The 16,125-nt window shown below is 62.0% G+C and carries 12 protein-coding genes and 1 tRNA gene; 5 read left to right on the top strand and 8 right to left on the bottom strand.

Annotated elements, in window-relative coordinates; translation table 11 throughout:
* Window positions 1–493: 493 nt before the first annotated feature.
* Together HP556_RS13165 and flhA are read right to left on the bottom strand one after the other, a co-directional pair.
* Window positions 494–700, bottom strand: a complete 207-nt coding sequence (locus HP556_RS13165; RefSeq protein WP_068737106.1) for a hypothetical protein — start codon at window positions 698–700, stop codon at window positions 494–496.
* Between the two features lie 328 nt (window positions 701–1,028).
* Window positions 1,029–3,266, bottom strand: coding sequence for a flagellar biosynthesis protein FlhA (gene flhA, locus HP556_RS13160; RefSeq protein ID WP_089267512.1), 2,238 nt, complete (start codon window positions 3,264–3,266; stop codon window positions 1,029–1,031).
* A 212-nt stretch (window positions 3,267–3,478) separates the two neighbouring features.
* Between flhA and HP556_RS13155 the strand changes: the two genes are divergently transcribed.
* On the top strand, window positions 3,479–4,729 hold the full coding sequence (locus HP556_RS13155) for an MFS transporter (protein WP_338117568.1): 1,251 nt from the start codon (window positions 3,479–3,481) through the stop codon (window positions 4,727–4,729).
* Here HP556_RS13155 and HP556_RS13150 read toward each other — a convergent pair.
* The 4 genes from HP556_RS13150 to HP556_RS13135 form a co-directional block, all read right to left on the bottom strand.
* Window positions 4,726–5,103 carry a hypothetical protein gene (locus HP556_RS13150; protein ID WP_175367293.1) on the bottom strand — a complete coding sequence of 126 codons (378 nt, stop codon included), beginning with the start codon at window positions 5,101–5,103 and terminating at the stop codon, window positions 4,726–4,728. The two genes, HP556_RS13155 and HP556_RS13150, sit on opposite strands and share 4 nt — an antisense overlap.
* Window positions 5,104–5,273: 170 nt before the next feature.
* Window positions 5,274–5,681 (bottom strand): DUF4864 domain-containing protein, encoded by a 408-nt coding sequence (locus HP556_RS13145; protein WP_175367292.1) that lies wholly within the window; start codon window positions 5,679–5,681, stop codon window positions 5,274–5,276.
* Window positions 5,682–5,685: 4 nt separating this feature from the next.
* On the bottom strand, window positions 5,686–7,014 hold the full coding sequence (locus HP556_RS13140) for a metal-dependent hydrolase family protein (RefSeq protein ID WP_175367306.1): 1,329 nt from the start codon (window positions 7,012–7,014) through the stop codon (window positions 5,686–5,688).
* A gap of 875 nt (window positions 7,015–7,889) precedes the next feature.
* Window positions 7,890–7,965 (bottom strand) — tRNA-Ile (locus HP556_RS13135).
* 151 nt (window positions 7,966–8,116) lie between these two features.
* On the opposite strand from HP556_RS13135, the gene HP556_RS13130 reads away from it, so the two are divergent.
* Window positions 8,117–8,329 (top strand): DUF1328 family protein, encoded by a 213-nt coding sequence (locus HP556_RS13130; RefSeq protein ID WP_089267474.1) that lies wholly within the window; start codon window positions 8,117–8,119, stop codon window positions 8,327–8,329.
* Window positions 8,330–8,346: 17 nt separating this feature from the next.
* Here HP556_RS13130 and HP556_RS13125 read toward each other — a convergent pair whose 3' ends face one another.
* Window positions 8,347–9,324 carry a Bug family tripartite tricarboxylate transporter substrate binding protein gene (locus tag HP556_RS13125; protein WP_170849793.1) on the bottom strand — a complete coding sequence of 326 codons (978 nt, stop codon included), beginning with the start codon at window positions 9,322–9,324 and terminating at the stop codon, window positions 8,347–8,349.
* A 148-nt stretch (window positions 9,325–9,472) separates the two neighbouring features.
* Between HP556_RS13125 and HP556_RS13120 the strand changes: the two genes are divergently transcribed.
* Entirely contained in the window at window positions 9,473–10,444 is a 972-nt protein-coding gene (locus HP556_RS13120; protein ID WP_175367291.1) for a TAXI family TRAP transporter solute-binding subunit, read from the top strand.
* Window positions 10,445–10,659: 215 nt separating this feature from the next.
* Here HP556_RS13120 and HP556_RS13115 read toward each other — a convergent pair whose 3' ends face one another.
* Window positions 10,660–11,883 (bottom strand): ABC transporter substrate-binding protein, encoded by a 1,224-nt coding sequence (locus tag HP556_RS13115; protein WP_175367290.1) that lies wholly within the window; start codon window positions 11,881–11,883, stop codon window positions 10,660–10,662.
* A gap of 406 nt (window positions 11,884–12,289) precedes the next feature.
* Between HP556_RS13115 and HP556_RS13110 the strand changes: the two genes are divergently transcribed.
* Both HP556_RS13110 and HP556_RS13105 read left to right on the top strand, forming a co-directional pair.
* Window positions 12,290–13,249: an AraC family transcriptional regulator gene (locus tag HP556_RS13110; protein ID WP_175367289.1), complete on the top strand. Its 960-nt coding sequence runs from the start codon at window positions 12,290–12,292 to the stop codon at window positions 13,247–13,249.
* A gap of 197 nt (window positions 13,250–13,446) precedes the next feature.
* The gene (locus HP556_RS13105) at window positions 13,447–16,104 is read left to right on the top strand and encodes an autotransporter outer membrane beta-barrel domain-containing protein (RefSeq protein ID WP_175367288.1); all 2,658 of its coding nucleotides are present in this window, start codon (window positions 13,447–13,449) and stop codon (window positions 16,102–16,104) included.
* The last annotated feature ends 21 nt before the right edge of the window (window positions 16,105–16,125 follow it).

Here is a 16,125-nt window from a genome sequence, read left to right as displayed (position 1 = left end):
GCGGAGTGCGGAGCTCTGCGCCTTTGCCCGGAAGAACGGTCCCGGGGACAGAAATCGCCCGTAGCAGTCGCAGACTGCGTAAACTTGTCTGCGGTGTGGCGCGCCGTGAGGCGTTGCGCGGTTGCAGCTTGCCGGCGTTCCGGTGGAGCGGACCGCGATAAAAAACCACCCTTTGCGCCTCACGGCGCGCTGCCACCCCTCATCTATCTGAGGGGGACTGCTCACACCTCGGACGCGCAAGCGCCGCGAGACTGCGAGAGCGTAGCTGTTTGAAATTTGAATCTGTGATGTGGCGCGCTGGCGCGCAGAGTATCCCTCCCACTGCGCAGCTGCGCTGCTTGAGGGAGGGAGAAGCAAGAAAGCACCCCACAAAAGAAAAACGCCCGTGGGGAGCGGGCGTTTTCCATTCAGAAGTCCACTCGGGGGGAAGTGGAGCTTCTATGTATTCACCTGACGACCTTGGGGGACATCGCCACGCGAATTCCTGAATTTCTTAGCGGACCATGCTGGCGTTCGAAGTGGTGACAGCAACCGGCTGGCCTGCTTTGATCACACGAGCGCTGGCGGTCTGGCTGTAGCCTTCGTCAGCATTCATGCGGGCCGAGATTCCGAAGCCTGCCACGAAGATACCGGCGACCAGAGCAACGATCACCACCTTGAGGTGGGTCATGCGATCCGCGCTGTAAATCGAGTGGTTCATTGGAAACGCTCCCTGCCGTCTTACTCTGCCTACGATCGTTTGTGTCGTGTCCGCGTCGGCAGGTTCAACTCATCACGCATAGGAAACGTGGTGTTGGGTCGTTCCGTTCCAAATAGTCGATCACAAGGCAGTGATAAGACGTGATCCGGCGCGATTGAAGCACCCGGCTTGGCCTGAAATTCATAAATTATTATTTATTATCAGAGCGTTGAGAGTGATTCGTGCCGTCGCCCCGAAATGGCCTCGGGATGCGACATTCTGGCAAATCTCTTGTCTGTGACGAATTTACATCGGTTTCGGGCAAGGTTGCTAGCCTCTTGCCGCCGAATCAGACGCTTCCGACGGTCTTCAGGCGCGCACGGGGGTGGATTTCCGCCTGAGACAGCACGGTGGTTTGTGCGCGGAACCGTTCCACCAGCGAGCGCACGAACGGCCGGATCGAGGCCGAGGTGACCAGCACCGGCGCTTCGCCTTCGCGCGCGGCCTGTTCGAAACGATCGCGCACGGTGGTCATGAACTCCGACAGCTTCGACGGCTGCATCGCGAGACTGCGTTCTTCGCCGGTGCCGATGATCGATTCCGCGAAGGCCTGCTCCCACTGCGCCGACAGTGCGATGAGCGGCAGGTAGCCGTTGTAGGACGTGTTCTGCGCGCAGATCTGTCGCGCGAGGCGCGCACGTACATGCTCGACGATGGTCGACGGGTTGCGCGAGAAGGCGAGGGCGTCGGCAATGCCTTCGAGGATGGTCGAGAGATCGCGCACCGAAATACGTTCGGTGAGCAGCAATTGCAGCACGCGCTGGATGCCCGACACGGTGATGAGCGACGGGACGATATCCTTGACCAGTTCGCCTTGTTCCTTCGGCAGGTCCTTCAGCAGCTTCTGCACTTCGCCGTAGGACAAGAGGTCCGACATATTGCCCTTCAGCAGCTCTGTCAGATGCGTCGACAAGACGGTGGCGGCATCGACCACGGTGTAGCCCTTGAGCGAGGCTTCTTCCTTCAGGCCGGCATCGACCCAGGTCGCGGGCAGGCCGAAGGTCGGCTCGGTCGTGTGAATGCCCGGGACATTGACCTGATTGCCGCCGGGATCCATGACCATGAACTGGTTCGGCCAGATGCGGCCGGTGCCGGCGTCCACTTCCTTGATCTTGATGATGTAGGTATTGGCTTCGAGCTGCACGTTGTCCAGGATTCTGACCGACGGCATCACGAAACCCATTTCGACGGCGAGCGACTTGCGCAGCGCCTTGATCTGTTCGGTCAGGCGATCGGTGCCGTCCGGGCCATTGACCAGCGGCAGCAGCGCGTAGCCCAGCTCGATCTTGAGATCGTCGATCTTCAGCGATGCGGAGATCGGCTCGTCCGCGGCGGCGGCTTGTGCGGCGGCGGCGGCGGCCGGTGCTGCGGCCTGATGCGCGACTTCGGCACGCGCAACCTTGTTGCGCTTGTTGGCGGTGACGGCGAGATAGGCTGCGCCGCCGCCGAGCGCGAGGAACGGCAGCATCGGAATGCCCGGCAGCAGCGCCAGCGTCAGCATGACGCCGGCCGACATGCCCAGCGCCTGCGGATAGCCGGAGAATTGCTTGATCAGCGTCTTGTCGGCGGCGCCGGTAATGCCCGCCTTCGAGACGAGCAGGCCTGCGGCGGTCGAGACGATCAGCGCCGGAACCTGGGTGACCAAGCCGTCGCCGACGGTCAGCAGCGTATAAGTGCGGCCGGCTTCCGAGAACGACAGGCCCTGCTGCGCGACGCCGATGATGATCCCGCCGATGACGTTGATGGCGGTGATGAGCAGGCCGGCAATGGCATCGCCGCGGACGAACTTGGAAGCACCGTCCATGGCGCCGAAGAAGCCGCTTTCGTCTTCAAGGTCCTTGCGGCGCGCCTTGGCCGTGGCCTCGTCGATCAGGCCAGCCGACAGATCGGCGTCGATCGCCATCTGCTTGCCGGGCATCGAGTCCAGCTGGAAGCGTGCCGCGACTTCGGCGATACGGCCCGAACCCTTGGTGATGACGATGAAGTTCACGATCACCAGGATCGCGAACACGACGATGCCGATGACGAAATTGCCACCCATCACGAAATTGCCGAACGCCTCGATGACGTGGCCGGCCGCGGCGGTGCCTTCGTGGCCATGCGACAGGATCAGGCGGGTCGAGGCCAGGTTCAGCGACAGCCGCAACATGGTCGAGATCAGCAGCACGGTGGGGAATGACGAGAATTCCAGCGGCGTCTGGGTGAACAGTGCCGTCATCAGGATCAACACCGACATGGTGATGGAGATCGCGAGGAACAGATCCATCACGATAGCTGGCAGCGGCATGATCAGGACGACAAGGATGATCAGAACGCCGAATGCGAGGCCGATATCGCCGCGCAAGACGTTCGTCCTGATGCTGGCGAAGTCGAAACCGCCGCTCTTGGGTGCTCCGAGGCCCTGACCCGCGATCAAATCCGTCATCGATGCCGCTTCCCCGCGCGAATGTCGCTCGCGACTGCCGAACGTCTGCGCGGCGGCCGAAGGGCCGCCGATCCGCAAGTGAGGCACCGCACTGGCATCCACGGGCATTCCCCCGGTCAGCTGACGAGACGCGACTCCACTCGGCAATTTTTGCCGTGTGTATGGTTAGCAAAGGGTTAACGAGGCGTTACTGCGCGGCTTTGCCACAAGCCCGGAGCCAGTTTTGGCCGAAACGGTCTGTTGCACTGTTTCTGCATGCCTAATCCTTCGGCATATCGCTTGACCCGTGGGCACACGCCGAGGATGTTGCCGCCGTGACCATCGCGACCCCCACCTCAGATTCGACGCCGTTCCTGCCTGACTCCCGTCAGGCCTGGATCAGGCTGTCGCTTGCCTTGATCATCGGCTCACTGGGGTCAGTGGGCATGTGGTCGGTGGTGGTGGCGCTCCCGGCCGTGCAGGCCGATTTCGCCGCCAGCCGCGGTGCAGCGTCGCTGGCCTTTACCCTGACCATGGTCGGCTTCGGCCTCGGCGGCGTGGTCGCCGGCAGGCTCACGGACCGGTTCGGCATCGTGGCCACGATAGCGCTTGCGACTGTGCTGATGGGCGCCGGTTATCTTCTCGCGTCGCAGTCCAGGGCGCTCTGGCAGTTCAATCTTATTCACGTGGTGATCGGGGCAGGATCGTCGGCAACCTTCGGACCGCTGATGGCGGAAGCGTCGCACTGGTTCGAACGCCGGCGCGGCATCGCGGTGACTGTCGCCGCGACCGGCAGCTATATCGGCGGCACGCTCTGGCCGCCCATTGTCAGCTGGGGCATTCTGACTTTTGGCTGGCGCTCGACGCATATCAGTGTCGGGGTGGTCACAACCGTCCTGATGCTCCTGATGCTTGTGGTTCTGCGTGCGCAGATGGGCACGGTTACACGACGCAGTCACGTCAATGCGCCGCCGCCCAAGGTCGATCTCCAGCTCAGCAACAACACGCTGACGACGCTTCTCTTCGTGGCCGGCATTGGTTGCTGTGTCGCCATGGCGATGCCGCAGGTGCATATCGTCGCTTATTGCGGGGATCTCGGCTATGGCGTGACGCGCGGCGCCGAGATGTTGTCGCTGATGCTGGCCTGCGGGATTGTCAGCCGTGTTGGCTCGGGTTTTCTGGCCGATCGTATCGGTGGCATTCGCACACTGCTGATTGGCTCGTTGCTGCAGGGATTCGCACTGCTGTTCTATTTGTTCTTCGACAGCCTGGCTTCGCTTTACATCATCTCGGCGATGTTCGGCCTGTTCCAGGGCGGTCTGGTGCCGGCCTATGCCATCATTATCCGCGAGGCGATGCCGGCATCGCAGGCGGCTACGCGTGTCGGCATTGTCATATTGGGCACGGTGGGTGGCATGTCACTTGGCGGCTGGATGTCCGGCGTCATCTTCGACGCCACGGGCTCCTACGCGGCAGCGTTCATGAATGGGCTCGCCTGGAATGCACTCAATGTCACCATTATCACGGCGCTGATGCTGCGGGCGCGCCGCAGGTTGATTTTCTCCTCGGGCGCATCGGTCGCCTAAGGCGTCAGATCCTGCACCGGCGGCATCGCCGGAAATCCATCGATCGGCACGTTTTCGAGCGCGCGTTTGGCCGGGCCGCTACCGAACATGCAATCAAGCGTCGGCTCCGCAATCGCCGTCATGGTCCGCGGGATCAAGCTTCGTTTGTCCGGCGGCAGCCAGTTCTCGTTCAGCGTGGGGACGCCGCGCTCGGTGACCCCGTACAGGATCGCGTCGAGAATATCGCGATCGCCGATCTCGCCGATCAGCGCGGTGCGGACGCAGTCACAGATCGCTTCGGGATGTGCATAGCGCGACACCATGAAGGGCGCGCAGAGCCGGATGAACTCGCCGCGCGGATCGGGCATCAGGGATAGGCGACGCGTGTCAGCCATCGCGATGGTCGACACCCCGCACGCCAACAGGCTGCCCAGGACAATGGGAGACAGTGTGCTGAGGGACAGGTACCGCAACAAATTCACCCGGGAAGCAACCGTAGGACGAGAGAGGTGCAGGACCTATTATAGATGATGTGAGGTGCGAATGTGAATGCCGCTGTGAGGTGTCACACAGCTTGGCCGACTTTCAGCAACATGCAGCCGCTGATCTTCAGGCTGCCATCCGGCTGCGGCTCCAGCGTGTAGAGCGCATCCCACGGCACACCATCGGCATCAACGATATGGACTTTCTGCTCAATTGTACCGTCAGATGTGTTGCTCTCGGTGAATTCGAAGCTGCGATGGCGATAGATGGGTGCATAGGCGTTGCGCACCATGTCCATGAAGCTGTCGGGATCGGTGAAAATGCTCTGGATGCCGGGGGCCGCGAACCCATAGGCAGTCACAGCGTCGTCGCGCGCCAGGGCATCGGCTTGGGAGCTGATGATCTTCTGCGCCGCCGCGACATCGTCCGCCGCACGGACAGGCGATGCGAGGCCGATCGCTATGACGACAAGAAAGAGGAGGCTGCGCATAGGCTCACTTGCTCAAAGTGTTCTTGTAGATGACGCCGTCTTTCATGATGATTTTGAAATTATTCGCGGGATCGGCAATCAGGTTGATGTTGTCCAGCGGATTGCCGTCGACAAGCAATAAGTCCGCGAGCGCACCCTGTTCCACGACGCCGAGCTTGCCGGGATAGGGATTGCGCTTGCCCGACAGCGCCAGCAGTTCGGCGTTTGTCGATGTCGCCATGACCAGCGCTTCGGCGGGCGTGTACCAGCGCGTGAGCGAGGCCAGAATTGCCCCCTGTTGCTGCGCGAGCGCGCGCGAGAACAGCACGTCGGTGCCCCACGCCGTCTTGATCTTGTACTTCCTGGCAAACTCGTAGGACCTGGCTATGCCGGGCCAGACCTCATCCGCCTTGGCCCGCTGGACGGACCCCTCCGGAAAGCCAAGCCTCAAGCCCTCGGGGAGAGGCTGCAAGCTCAACCAGATGTCCTTCTCGGCAAGCAGCCTGGCGGTTGCCTCGTCCATCAGCATGCCGTGTTCGATGCACTTCACGCCCGCGGCAACGGCTCTCTGGATCGCAGCCGGAGTAAAGGCGTGCGCGGCGACATATGTGCCCCAATTCTCGGCCGCTTCGACGGCGGCGCGTAGTTCGGGCTCGGTGAAAGTGGTCACGTCGACCGGACTGAAAGGTGACGACACGCCGCCGCCCGCCGTCAACTTGACCTGGGAGGCGCCCTGCATGAGTTGTTCGCGCGCGCGCAGACGCACCTCGTCAGGGCTGTCCGCAACTATAGCGCCACCGACCTGCTCCATGCGGGTGAGCATGCCGCCGATCGTGCGTGGTAGATCGGTCAGCTGCCGGAAATCCCCATGCCCGCTCGTGATAGTGATCATGGCGCCGGACGGATAGATGCGTGGGCCCTTGACGATGCCCTCGTCGATGGCACGCTTGAGGCCGAACACCGGCCCGCCAACATCGCGAACGGTCGTGAAGCCGCGCATCAGAGTGTCAGTCGCTTCGTTGCCGGCCAGTAGATTGTTGTAGCCGACGTCACCGAAAGCCTGGGCCGGCGTCACCCGTATCAACATCGCATGCCAATGATTGTCGATCAGGCCAGGCATCAGCGTATGCCCGTTTCCTGCAACACGCTGAGCGTCTGCGGCTGCTATCGGTGCCGTGGAAATACGCTCGATGAGGTTGCCCTTGATCAGCACATTCGACGGAGCGGAAAGAGTGGCGCTTCTCCCGTCGAAGATTCGAACATTTTCGAAGAGCACATCGCCGGCGCTCGCGCTGGTGCAAAATGTCAGCGCGAGAATTGCTGCGAGCCATCGACTACCGACAGGGAACAACATAAGCGTTCTCCGAGCAGTGAAGCCTGAACTATGACAGATACCGGCGTCCACTTGAAGGTGGTGCCGCTACCGGTGGACCCCGGCTGATGTTACGGGGAATCCGCTCGGCCAGACGTGAATATATCTGGTTGCTCAAGCTCGTCTGGCATCGCCCATCCTTCAGCCATCAGAGCGACATGGAGCGCGGTTCGAACCTCGTGCGGCTCAATTTTCCCGACGGTTGCCTCATCAAGAACAGCGATCAGCTTCGTCCACCGCGGCGTTGTCTTGGCTTCGGTGTCAACGTAACGCTGGACCCATCTAACCGCCGCCAGGAGAGAAAAGATCGTGCGGTTCCTCGCCGGGGTTTGCCCGGGCGCCTCAGGCATCAATCGAATTGGTTCAAAGATCATTTGCACACAAACCGACTGCTGAAATTCGCTTTATCGTGCCACAGAGCCGGCAATACGCAATGGGTGCCGGCATGCCCCGCAGCAACTGCACGCTGCCTTGAACGCCGTGATCAAGCGCGCGATTATCGTCCTGGATGCGCCGGGAGACTCCGAGATACGATTTCAGAACCAGAAACAAGTCTGGAGCCGGGCAATCAATGATGCTGCGCTAGCGTATGGCTACTTGGAGGTGACGGTCCGGTTCATCTCGACCGCCCGCTAGATTGCGGGCGCGAAGTCTTGGCACGTCGACCCAACCCTCTTCCCTACTGACGAAAATTCCCCCGGAATTAAGATCGCCAAAGTGTCCGCCATTGACGACGATTGTCTCACCGGGCTTGAGGCCCGGCTCGTGCGGGCGATCAGCAACGCTTCAGAGGATAGAACGCGTACCGAATGGATTGGCTACAAAAAGAAGACCCTCACAGACTGGCTCTAAATCATTGGTGGGCCCGGCAGGACTCGAACCTGCAACCAGACCGTTATGAGCGGTCGGCTCTAACCATTGAGCTACAGGCCCCGCCGGCGTCCAGCGGGTGTGAGAAGCGGGGACGGCGGTGCAGGCATTCCTTATATCGGCCATCGCCTGTGGGCAATGCCGCGTTCCCGGGGGCGGAACTTTGGCTGGCCGGTGGCGTTTGTCTGCGCAATTTCAACGTAGGGAGGCGCGGGTGTTTCGCTGGGCTGTCATCTGTCTGATCATATCCCTGATTGCCGGCGGCCTCGGCCTCACCAACATCTCGGCTTTCGCCAAGAAGCTCTCGATCATCCTCTTTGCGCTGTTCTTTCTCGGCTTCCTGGCCCTGCTGGGCTTCGCCTATCTGGTCGCCGGGGCGGTCAGCAGTTCTGAGCTGCTGCCCGCCATGGTCGCCGTAAGCGTCTAGACGAAAGAGCGTCCAGCTCAGTCGACCGAGACGCCGGCGAATTCCACCACCTTGCGCCATTTCTCGGTTTCGGCGGCAACCAGTTTGCCGAATTCCTCGGGCGTCATGGGCTTCGGCACACCGCCGGTCTCGGCGAGCCGTGCGATCAGTTTCGGATCCTTCAACGCTTCGCCCACAGCCTTGTTGAGGGTGGCAATCACTTCCGGCGGCGTGCCCTTCGGCGCGGAGATGCCGTAGAAGCCGATGGACTCGAAGCCCGGCACGGTCTCGGCAATGGCCGGGACATCCGGCACGATGGGCCAGCGTTGCGGCGAGGTGACGCCGAGCGCGCGGACGGTGCCGCCCCGCGACTGTTCGAGCGCCGTGGGCAGGTTGTCGAAGATCAACTGCACCTTGTTGGAGATGATGTCGGGAAAGGCGATCGCCGAGCCGCGATAGGGCACGTGGATCATGTCGCATTTGGTCATCGCCTTGAACAATTCGGCTGACATATGCACCGAGGTGCCATTGCCCGACGACGCATAGGAGATCTTGCCGGGATTGGCCTTGCAGTAGTCGATGAACTCCTGGACCGTTTTCACGGGCATGCCATTCGACACCACCAGCATATTGGTGAGCTGCATGATGCTGGCGACCGGCACGGTGTCGCGGATGAAATCGTAAGGCAGCTTCTTGTAGAGCGAGGCCGAGATTGCGTTGTTCGGTGCGACGAACAGCAGCGTATAGCCATCCGGCGCCGAGGTCACGGCCGCGGCGGCGGCGAGATTGCCGCCCGATCCAGCGCGGTTTTCCACGACGAATTGCTGGCCGAAATGATCCGACAGCCACTGTGCCATGATGCGCGCCACGATATCGACGGGGCCGCCGGCAGCGAAGCCGATCAGCCAGCGCACGGGGCGATCGGGATAGCCGGCGGCGGAGGCGGGGAGGGTCGTCGTGGCGAGGCTGGCGAAGCCGACAAGACACAGCACAGCGGCACGCAGAAAAGCGATCATAGTTCCTCCCAGACATGAAAATCGCAGCGCTGATGCGCGACGTCGTTCGATCGGGCTTGCCGCCCGTTACCTCCATGCTTTCATAGAATTCGGATTTTGCCTACAAGCTTGGTCGAACGATGCAGGCTGATCGACGTCGAGGTGCCCCATGAAAATGATGCCGCTTGTTTGCGCAGCATTCCTGACTGTCACGACGGCCATTGCGCAGGAGGGGGCCAAGCCGATGTCGACCACCATGCCTCTCAGCTTGAGTCTCGGCACGGCGACGCCCGGCGGCGGCTTCCCGCTCTATGGCGACGCCTTTGCCGAGGTGATGAACAAGGCCGATCCGTCGCTGACGCTGGCCACGCGCAATACCAAAGGCTCGACCGAGAACATCCCGTTGCTCGAAGCCGGCCAACTCGATCTCGCTTTGGTAGCCGGCGAGCCCGCTTATGAAGCGTTCAAGGGCATCGGCCGGGCGCCGACGAAGCTGAAGATTATCACCGCGCTCTATTCCAATCCCGGCATGTTCGTGGTGCGCGCCGACAGTCCCTACAAGACGATCCGCGATCTTGTCGGCAAGCCGATCGCCTTCGGCGCGAAAGGCTCCGGCCTCGTGTTCCTGTCGCGCTATGTGCTGGACGGGATCGGCCTCGATCAGGACAAGGATTTTCAGGCGGTCTATCTCGACCGCGCCGGCGACGGTCCGGCGATGGTGCAGGACGGTCGCGTGGCAGCGCTGTGGGGCGCGGGACTGGGCTGGCCCGGCTTCAAGGCCATGAGCGAAAGCCCCGGCGGCGCGCGCTTCATTGCGCCCGATGCGGCGGAGATCGCGCAGATCCGTGCCAAGCACGCCTTCCTCAAGCCGATGCTGGTGGGCGCCAACAGCTATCCGAACCAGCCGATGCCGATCGCGTCGGTGGGCTCGTGGAGCTACATCCTCGCGCGCGAAACGCTGCCGGATGAGGTCGCCTATCGGCTGGCGAAGACACTGCACGGCGCCGAAGCCAAGCTCGGCGCGCGGCTGGCGCAGGCGAAGGAGACGACGGCATCGAACACAGTGGCGTCAGCGCCCGATGTGGCGCTGATCCATCCCGGGGTGCTGAAGTATTTCAGAGAGATTGGGGTGGTGAAGTAGGGGGCTTTCTTCCCCTCTCCCCCAGCGGAGCAAAGCTCCGCGCCGCGGGAGAGGGTGGATGCGCGCCGAAGGCGCGCAGACGGGAGAGGGCGCCACAACTCCGCGCTTTGTCGCTATCCCTCTCCCGCCTTCGCTGCGCTCAGGCACCCTCTCCCGCGGCGCGCGGCGCGCGGCGTTGCCGCGCTGGGGGAGAGGGGAAGGGGAGCGTCGCTTTCCTACTTCTTCCCCAATGCACAAGCCGGGTCTGGCGGCCCGAATGCCTCCTCGCCGGAAATCTTTGCGAGGATCTTGTAGTAGTCCCACGGATACTTGGACTCTTCGGGTGACTTGACCTGCACCAGCATCAGGTCGTGGACCATTAACCCGTCCTCGCGCAGTTTGCCGTTGCGTGCGAAGAAATCCTCGATCGGCTTCTCGCGCATCTTGGCGGCGACCTTCAGCGGCTCGTCGGTGCCGGCTTCCTTGACGGCATTGAGATAAACCATGGTCGAGGAATAGACGCCGGCCTGCCACATGGTGGGCATCCGCTTGGTCTTCTCGAAGAAGCGCTTCGACCAGGCGCGGGTCTTGTCGTCCATGTCCCAGTAAAAGGCGGTGGTCAGCAGCAGGCCTTGCGCCGTCTGTAGCCCCAGCGAGTCGATGTCGGTGATCAGCGCCAGCAGCGCCGCCATCTGCTGGCCGCCCTTGAACACGCCGAATTCGCCGGCAGTCTTGATCTCGTTGATGTTGTTCGGCGGCCCACCGGCGATGCCGATGATCTTGGCCTTAGAGGCCTGCGCCTGCAGCACGAAGGACGACAGGTCCGATGCGCCGAATGGCGGCCGTACAGAGCCAATCACCTTGCCGCCAGTCTTGGTGACGACGGCAGATGCGTCGCGCTCCAGCGCATGGCCGAAAGCAAAGTCATCGGTGATGAAGAACCAGCTGTCGCCGCCGCGCTTCACCACTTCCTGCGCGGTGCCGACGGCGAGCGCGCGGGTGTCGAATACCCACTGCATCGTATAAGGCGAGCAGAACTTGCCGTGGAAGTCTGCAGCGCCGGTCGAATGGGTGATGAACAATCGCTTGCGATCGTTGGCGACGTTCTGAACGGCAAGGCCGACAGCAGACACCGGCACGTCGACGATGAGATCGACCTGATCGACATCGTACCAGCGCCGCGCGAGACTGGCGCCGACATCGGGCTTCAACTGATGATCGCCGATGATGATGCTGATCGGCTTGCCCAGCACGGTCCCGCCGAAATCATCCACGGCCATTTGCGCGGCCGTCACCGAACCCTGGCCGGAGGGCGTCGAGGCCGGACCGTTCATGTCGGTGAGCACGCCGATCTTGACGACGTCGTCGGAAATCTGCGCGTTTGCGGATGTGGCGAGCAGCGCAAGCGCAAAGGCGCCGGCGAGTGAAAGTTGTGTGACGGTCAGTCTTTTCAAGCGCATGAATATTGCCTCCCCGGTGCTTTAGCTGTGTTACGCGTCACATGCACGTCCCAGCTTTGGGCCGATCATGCAGCAGGTGTGAGGGCGCAACAAGTACGATAGCGCATGAAATCCAATGCTTGATATAGCAGGCGAGCAGAGCCCATCACGACGCTTTGACATATTGTAGTTGTATGCTAGTTGCCGCGCGCTCTGGCCATGCAGCATCACGCGCTCGCCTTTCGATCAGGTCGGCATGCAAACTCTCTGCGCCTGGATCGAACGACATGCGATCTCAAAACGACACATGCGAGCGCCTTGCCAGAGGCGCCAGACCAACACCTCGCCCTGCTGACGGGGCGATGGAAGATGCCCGGCAAGACGCCGACGCGATCATCCCAAAATCCTGAATACCGAAAGGCCGCCCATGCAAAAGACTGCGTTTTCGTCCAAGGACTTGCCGACTCATCTGGGCGAAAAGGCCAAGTTTGACTTGTGGCAGGATATTCACGTTGCGGAAATCTGGTCGGTCGAATACGCGGTGTCCGATAAACTGCCTTTCGAAGCTGTGATCGAGGCGACGAGTATCGGACCGGTGGTTGTCGGCCAGATGGCGGGAACGATCAGGCAGGCGACGCGAAAGGCCCGCAATATCGCCGATGATGGCAATGATAGTTATCTCCTGCTGATCAACAAGGCCGATACCGAGTTGACTGGCGGGCAGGTCGGTCGCGACTATGCCGTCGGTCTGGGCGAAGCGGCCTTGGTCACGGCCTCGGAACCGCTGAAAATGCTCGGTGCTGACAAGAATGTCTGGATGAACGTGGTGATTCCGCGCGAAGTTCTGACGCAAGCATTTCCGCACATCGATAGCAGGCTGGCACTGAAAATCGGCGACGACAACGAAGCGCTGGGTCTTCTCAAACGTTATTGTCACCTTCTTGAAACCGGCCCGGCCCTCGTGAATCCGGGTCTCATTGCGCATGCGGCAACGACGATCGTCGACCTCATCGGTCTGGCGACGGGTGCGAAGGGCGGGACCGCCGAGCTGGCGGGTCTGCGGGGGCTCCGTGCGGCGAGGCTGCAGGCGGTCCTGGCGAATATTGCAGACAATTACGCCAACCACGGCATTTCGGCGCAAGGCGTTGCGCGGGAGCTCAAGCTGTCGGCGCGTTACGTTCATGATCTCTTGCAGGAGACCGGCATCAGCTTTTCTGAACGCGTGCTCGAATTGCGACTGCAGAAGACCTACAGGATGCTGCAGGACCGGCACAGCAGTGCGATGCGTGTCAGCGAGATCGCCATGATCTGCGGCTTCAACGACATCGCCTATTTCAATCGATGCTTTCGCCGTCGCTTCGGCTGCACGCCGAGCAGCGCGCGATAGTCACTGCGCGATCATGCAGTTGCATGCGCGCAATGACGATTGGCGCTGTTGACCGATCGAGCGTTGCCTGACGGGCACACCGTTCGGGAAAGCAACGCATCTCTCTCCAGGACAATTCCTCTGCATTCCAGCCCAAGACACCGCCGCGGAGCAATGCGACTTCTGGTGCACGGCTACCGGTTCGCAAGAGGGAATATATGTCTCCACGTTCGACGACCAGCACCATCGGAAGACCCAGGCGATACCTGACGAATGCCAGTTATCTGGCGCTCGCGATTGGCTGTGTGACGCTTGTGTGCGTCGCCTTGCCCGCTCCGGCTATGGCGGTCGACTGGACGGGGACGACATCCACGGACTGGTACACACCCGGAAACTGGGATCTTGGCACCGTCCCGACATCAGTCCAATCGGTCGTGATCAACACCACCGGGCCCAACGCGACGCTGATCAGCGGCGGGACGGCGGCGGCCGGCACAACGAATATCGGCCTGAATAATACCGGCATGCTGACAATTTCGAACGGTGGCACCCTGGCGGGCGGCCAGGCCTTCCTCGGCAATCTGTTCGGCTCGGTTGGCACTGCGACCGTTACGGGCGCGGGCTCGGTCTGGAATGCTGAGGGAATGGTGGTCGGCTATCGTGGCGCCGGCACGCTGAATATCCTGAACGGTGCGGCCGTCGGCACCTCAGTGTGGGAGTTCTCTATCGGAGATCACTTTGGTGGTTCCGGGGCGGCGACCGTCGATGGCGCAGGTTCGATTTTGACCGCCAGCGATTTTGTTGTCGGTAACGGTGGAACAGGCACGCTGGTGGTTTCGAACGGCGGCACGGTCGTTGGTACAACATGGACGAGCTATATAGGGCAGGCCGCAGGTTCGGTTGGCACGGCAACGGTCACAGGTCCGGGCTCGCATTTGATCGTCGCCAATAATGGCCTCGCTATCGGTCAAATGGGAAACGGCACGCTCACGATTGCAAATGGTGGTGTCGTATCGGTCAGCGGCAATGTGCTTCTTGGCTTTCAAGCAGGCTCAGTGGGTACGCTCAATATCGGCGGCGGCACCGGAGCGGCGGCGGCCGCGCCGGGCACGCTCGATAGTGCGTCTGTCTTTTTCGGCAACGGGACCGGCGCGATCAATTTCAATCATACGAGCACCGGCTATACTTTTGCCCCGGATATCAGTGGGCCCGGATCGATCAACCAGCTTGCCGGCACAACTATCCTCACGGGCGATTCGGGCGGCTTCTCCGGCGCGACCAGCGTGACCGGTGGCCGGCTGGCCGTGAACGGCTCGCTCGCCAATTCGGTGGTGACGGTGTCGGGCGGCGGCATCCTGGGCGGCACGGGCACGGTCGGCGGCATCGCTGCCAATAGTGGCGGCATCGTCGGCCCCGGCAATTCGATCGGTACGTTGAACGTCAATGGCAATGTGACGTTTGCAGCGGGATCGATCTATCAGGTGGAGACCAATGCAGCCGGGCAGTCGGATAAAATTGCAGCGACAGGAAGCGCGACGCTGAACGGTGGCACAATCGTCGCCTCCGGTGCCGCGCCTCTCGGGAGCCAGTTTACGATCCTGACGGCAGCCGGCGGCATCAATGGCACTTTCGCCAGCGCCAGCGGAGCGACGGTGACGCCGTTCCTGGCCTACGGCCTGACCTACGATGCAACCAACGTCTATCTTGGCGTCAGCCGCAGCAACGCCACCTTCGCCTCGGTCGGATCGACCCGCAATCAGATCGCGGCTGGTGGAGGAGCAGATAGTCTACCGATTGGCAGTCCATTGGTGGGCGCACTGGTGCAGCTCGATGCGGCGCAGGCCCGCGGGGCCTTCGACCAAATCTCCGGCGAGGTGCATGCCTCGGCCAAGGGCGTCATGATCGAGGATAGCCGCTTCCTGCGCGAGGCAGCGGTCGATCGGCTGCGCGCTGCGTTTGACGGCGTCGGCGCGGCTGCCGCGCCGGTCACGACCTATGTCAACGGCCGCCCCGTGCTTGCACCAGCCGCCACCGACGGCATTGCGGTTTGGGGCCGCGGCTTCGGCTCCTGGGGGCAGTGGAACGGCGACGGCAATGCTGCAACCATCAAGCGCGATATCGGCGGCTTCATGGTCGGTGCCGATGCGCCGTTCGTCGATGGATGGCGCGTCGGTGCAATCGGCGGCTACAGCCGATCGAGTTTCCGCGTCGCCGATCGCAATTCCTCCGGCGCCAGCGACAACTACCATGGCGGCCTCTATGGCGGCACGCAGTGGGGCGATTTCGCTTTCCGCTCCGGCCTTGCCTATACGCGACACGATCTCTCGATCAATCGCTCGGTGGGATTTCCGGGCGTCGCCGAACTGCTCAGGAGCGACTACAGCGCCGGCACCACGCAAACCTTCGGCGAGTTCGGCTATCGCATCAGGGCAGGGCGGACGCCGCTCGGCCATCTGGCTTTCGAGCCTTTCGCCAATCTCGCTTATGTGAATCTGTCGACCGATGGCTTCACAGAAAAGGGCGGCGTCGCTGCGCTCACCAGCCGGAGCAATACCACCGGCGTCACCTTCACCACGCTGGGGCTTCGGGCGTCCACAGGCTTTGATATTGGCAACGGTATGACCGCGACTGCGCGCGGCATGCTCGGCTGGCGTCATGCCTTTGGTGACGTCACGCCGACCTCGACCATGGCCTTCGCCGGTGGATCGCCGTTCACCGTTGCCGGCGTGCCGATTGCGAGGAATGGCGCCGTCGCTGACCTTGGCTTTGACGTCAACGTCACGCCAAACGCCGTTCTCGGCCTCACCTATGGCGGGCAGTTCGGCTCCGGTGTCACCGACCAGACCTTGCGAGGCAATTTCGCTGTCAGGTTCTGACGCGATCGCATCATGTCGAGA

Origin of the sequence: Tardiphaga robiniae, assembly GCF_013359755.1 — a bacterium.
Classification (GTDB): Bacteria; Pseudomonadota; Alphaproteobacteria; order Rhizobiales; family Xanthobacteraceae; genus Tardiphaga; species Tardiphaga robiniae.
Note: the sequence above shows the minus strand (reverse complement) of the source record. Positions and strands in the feature narration are given on the sequence as shown.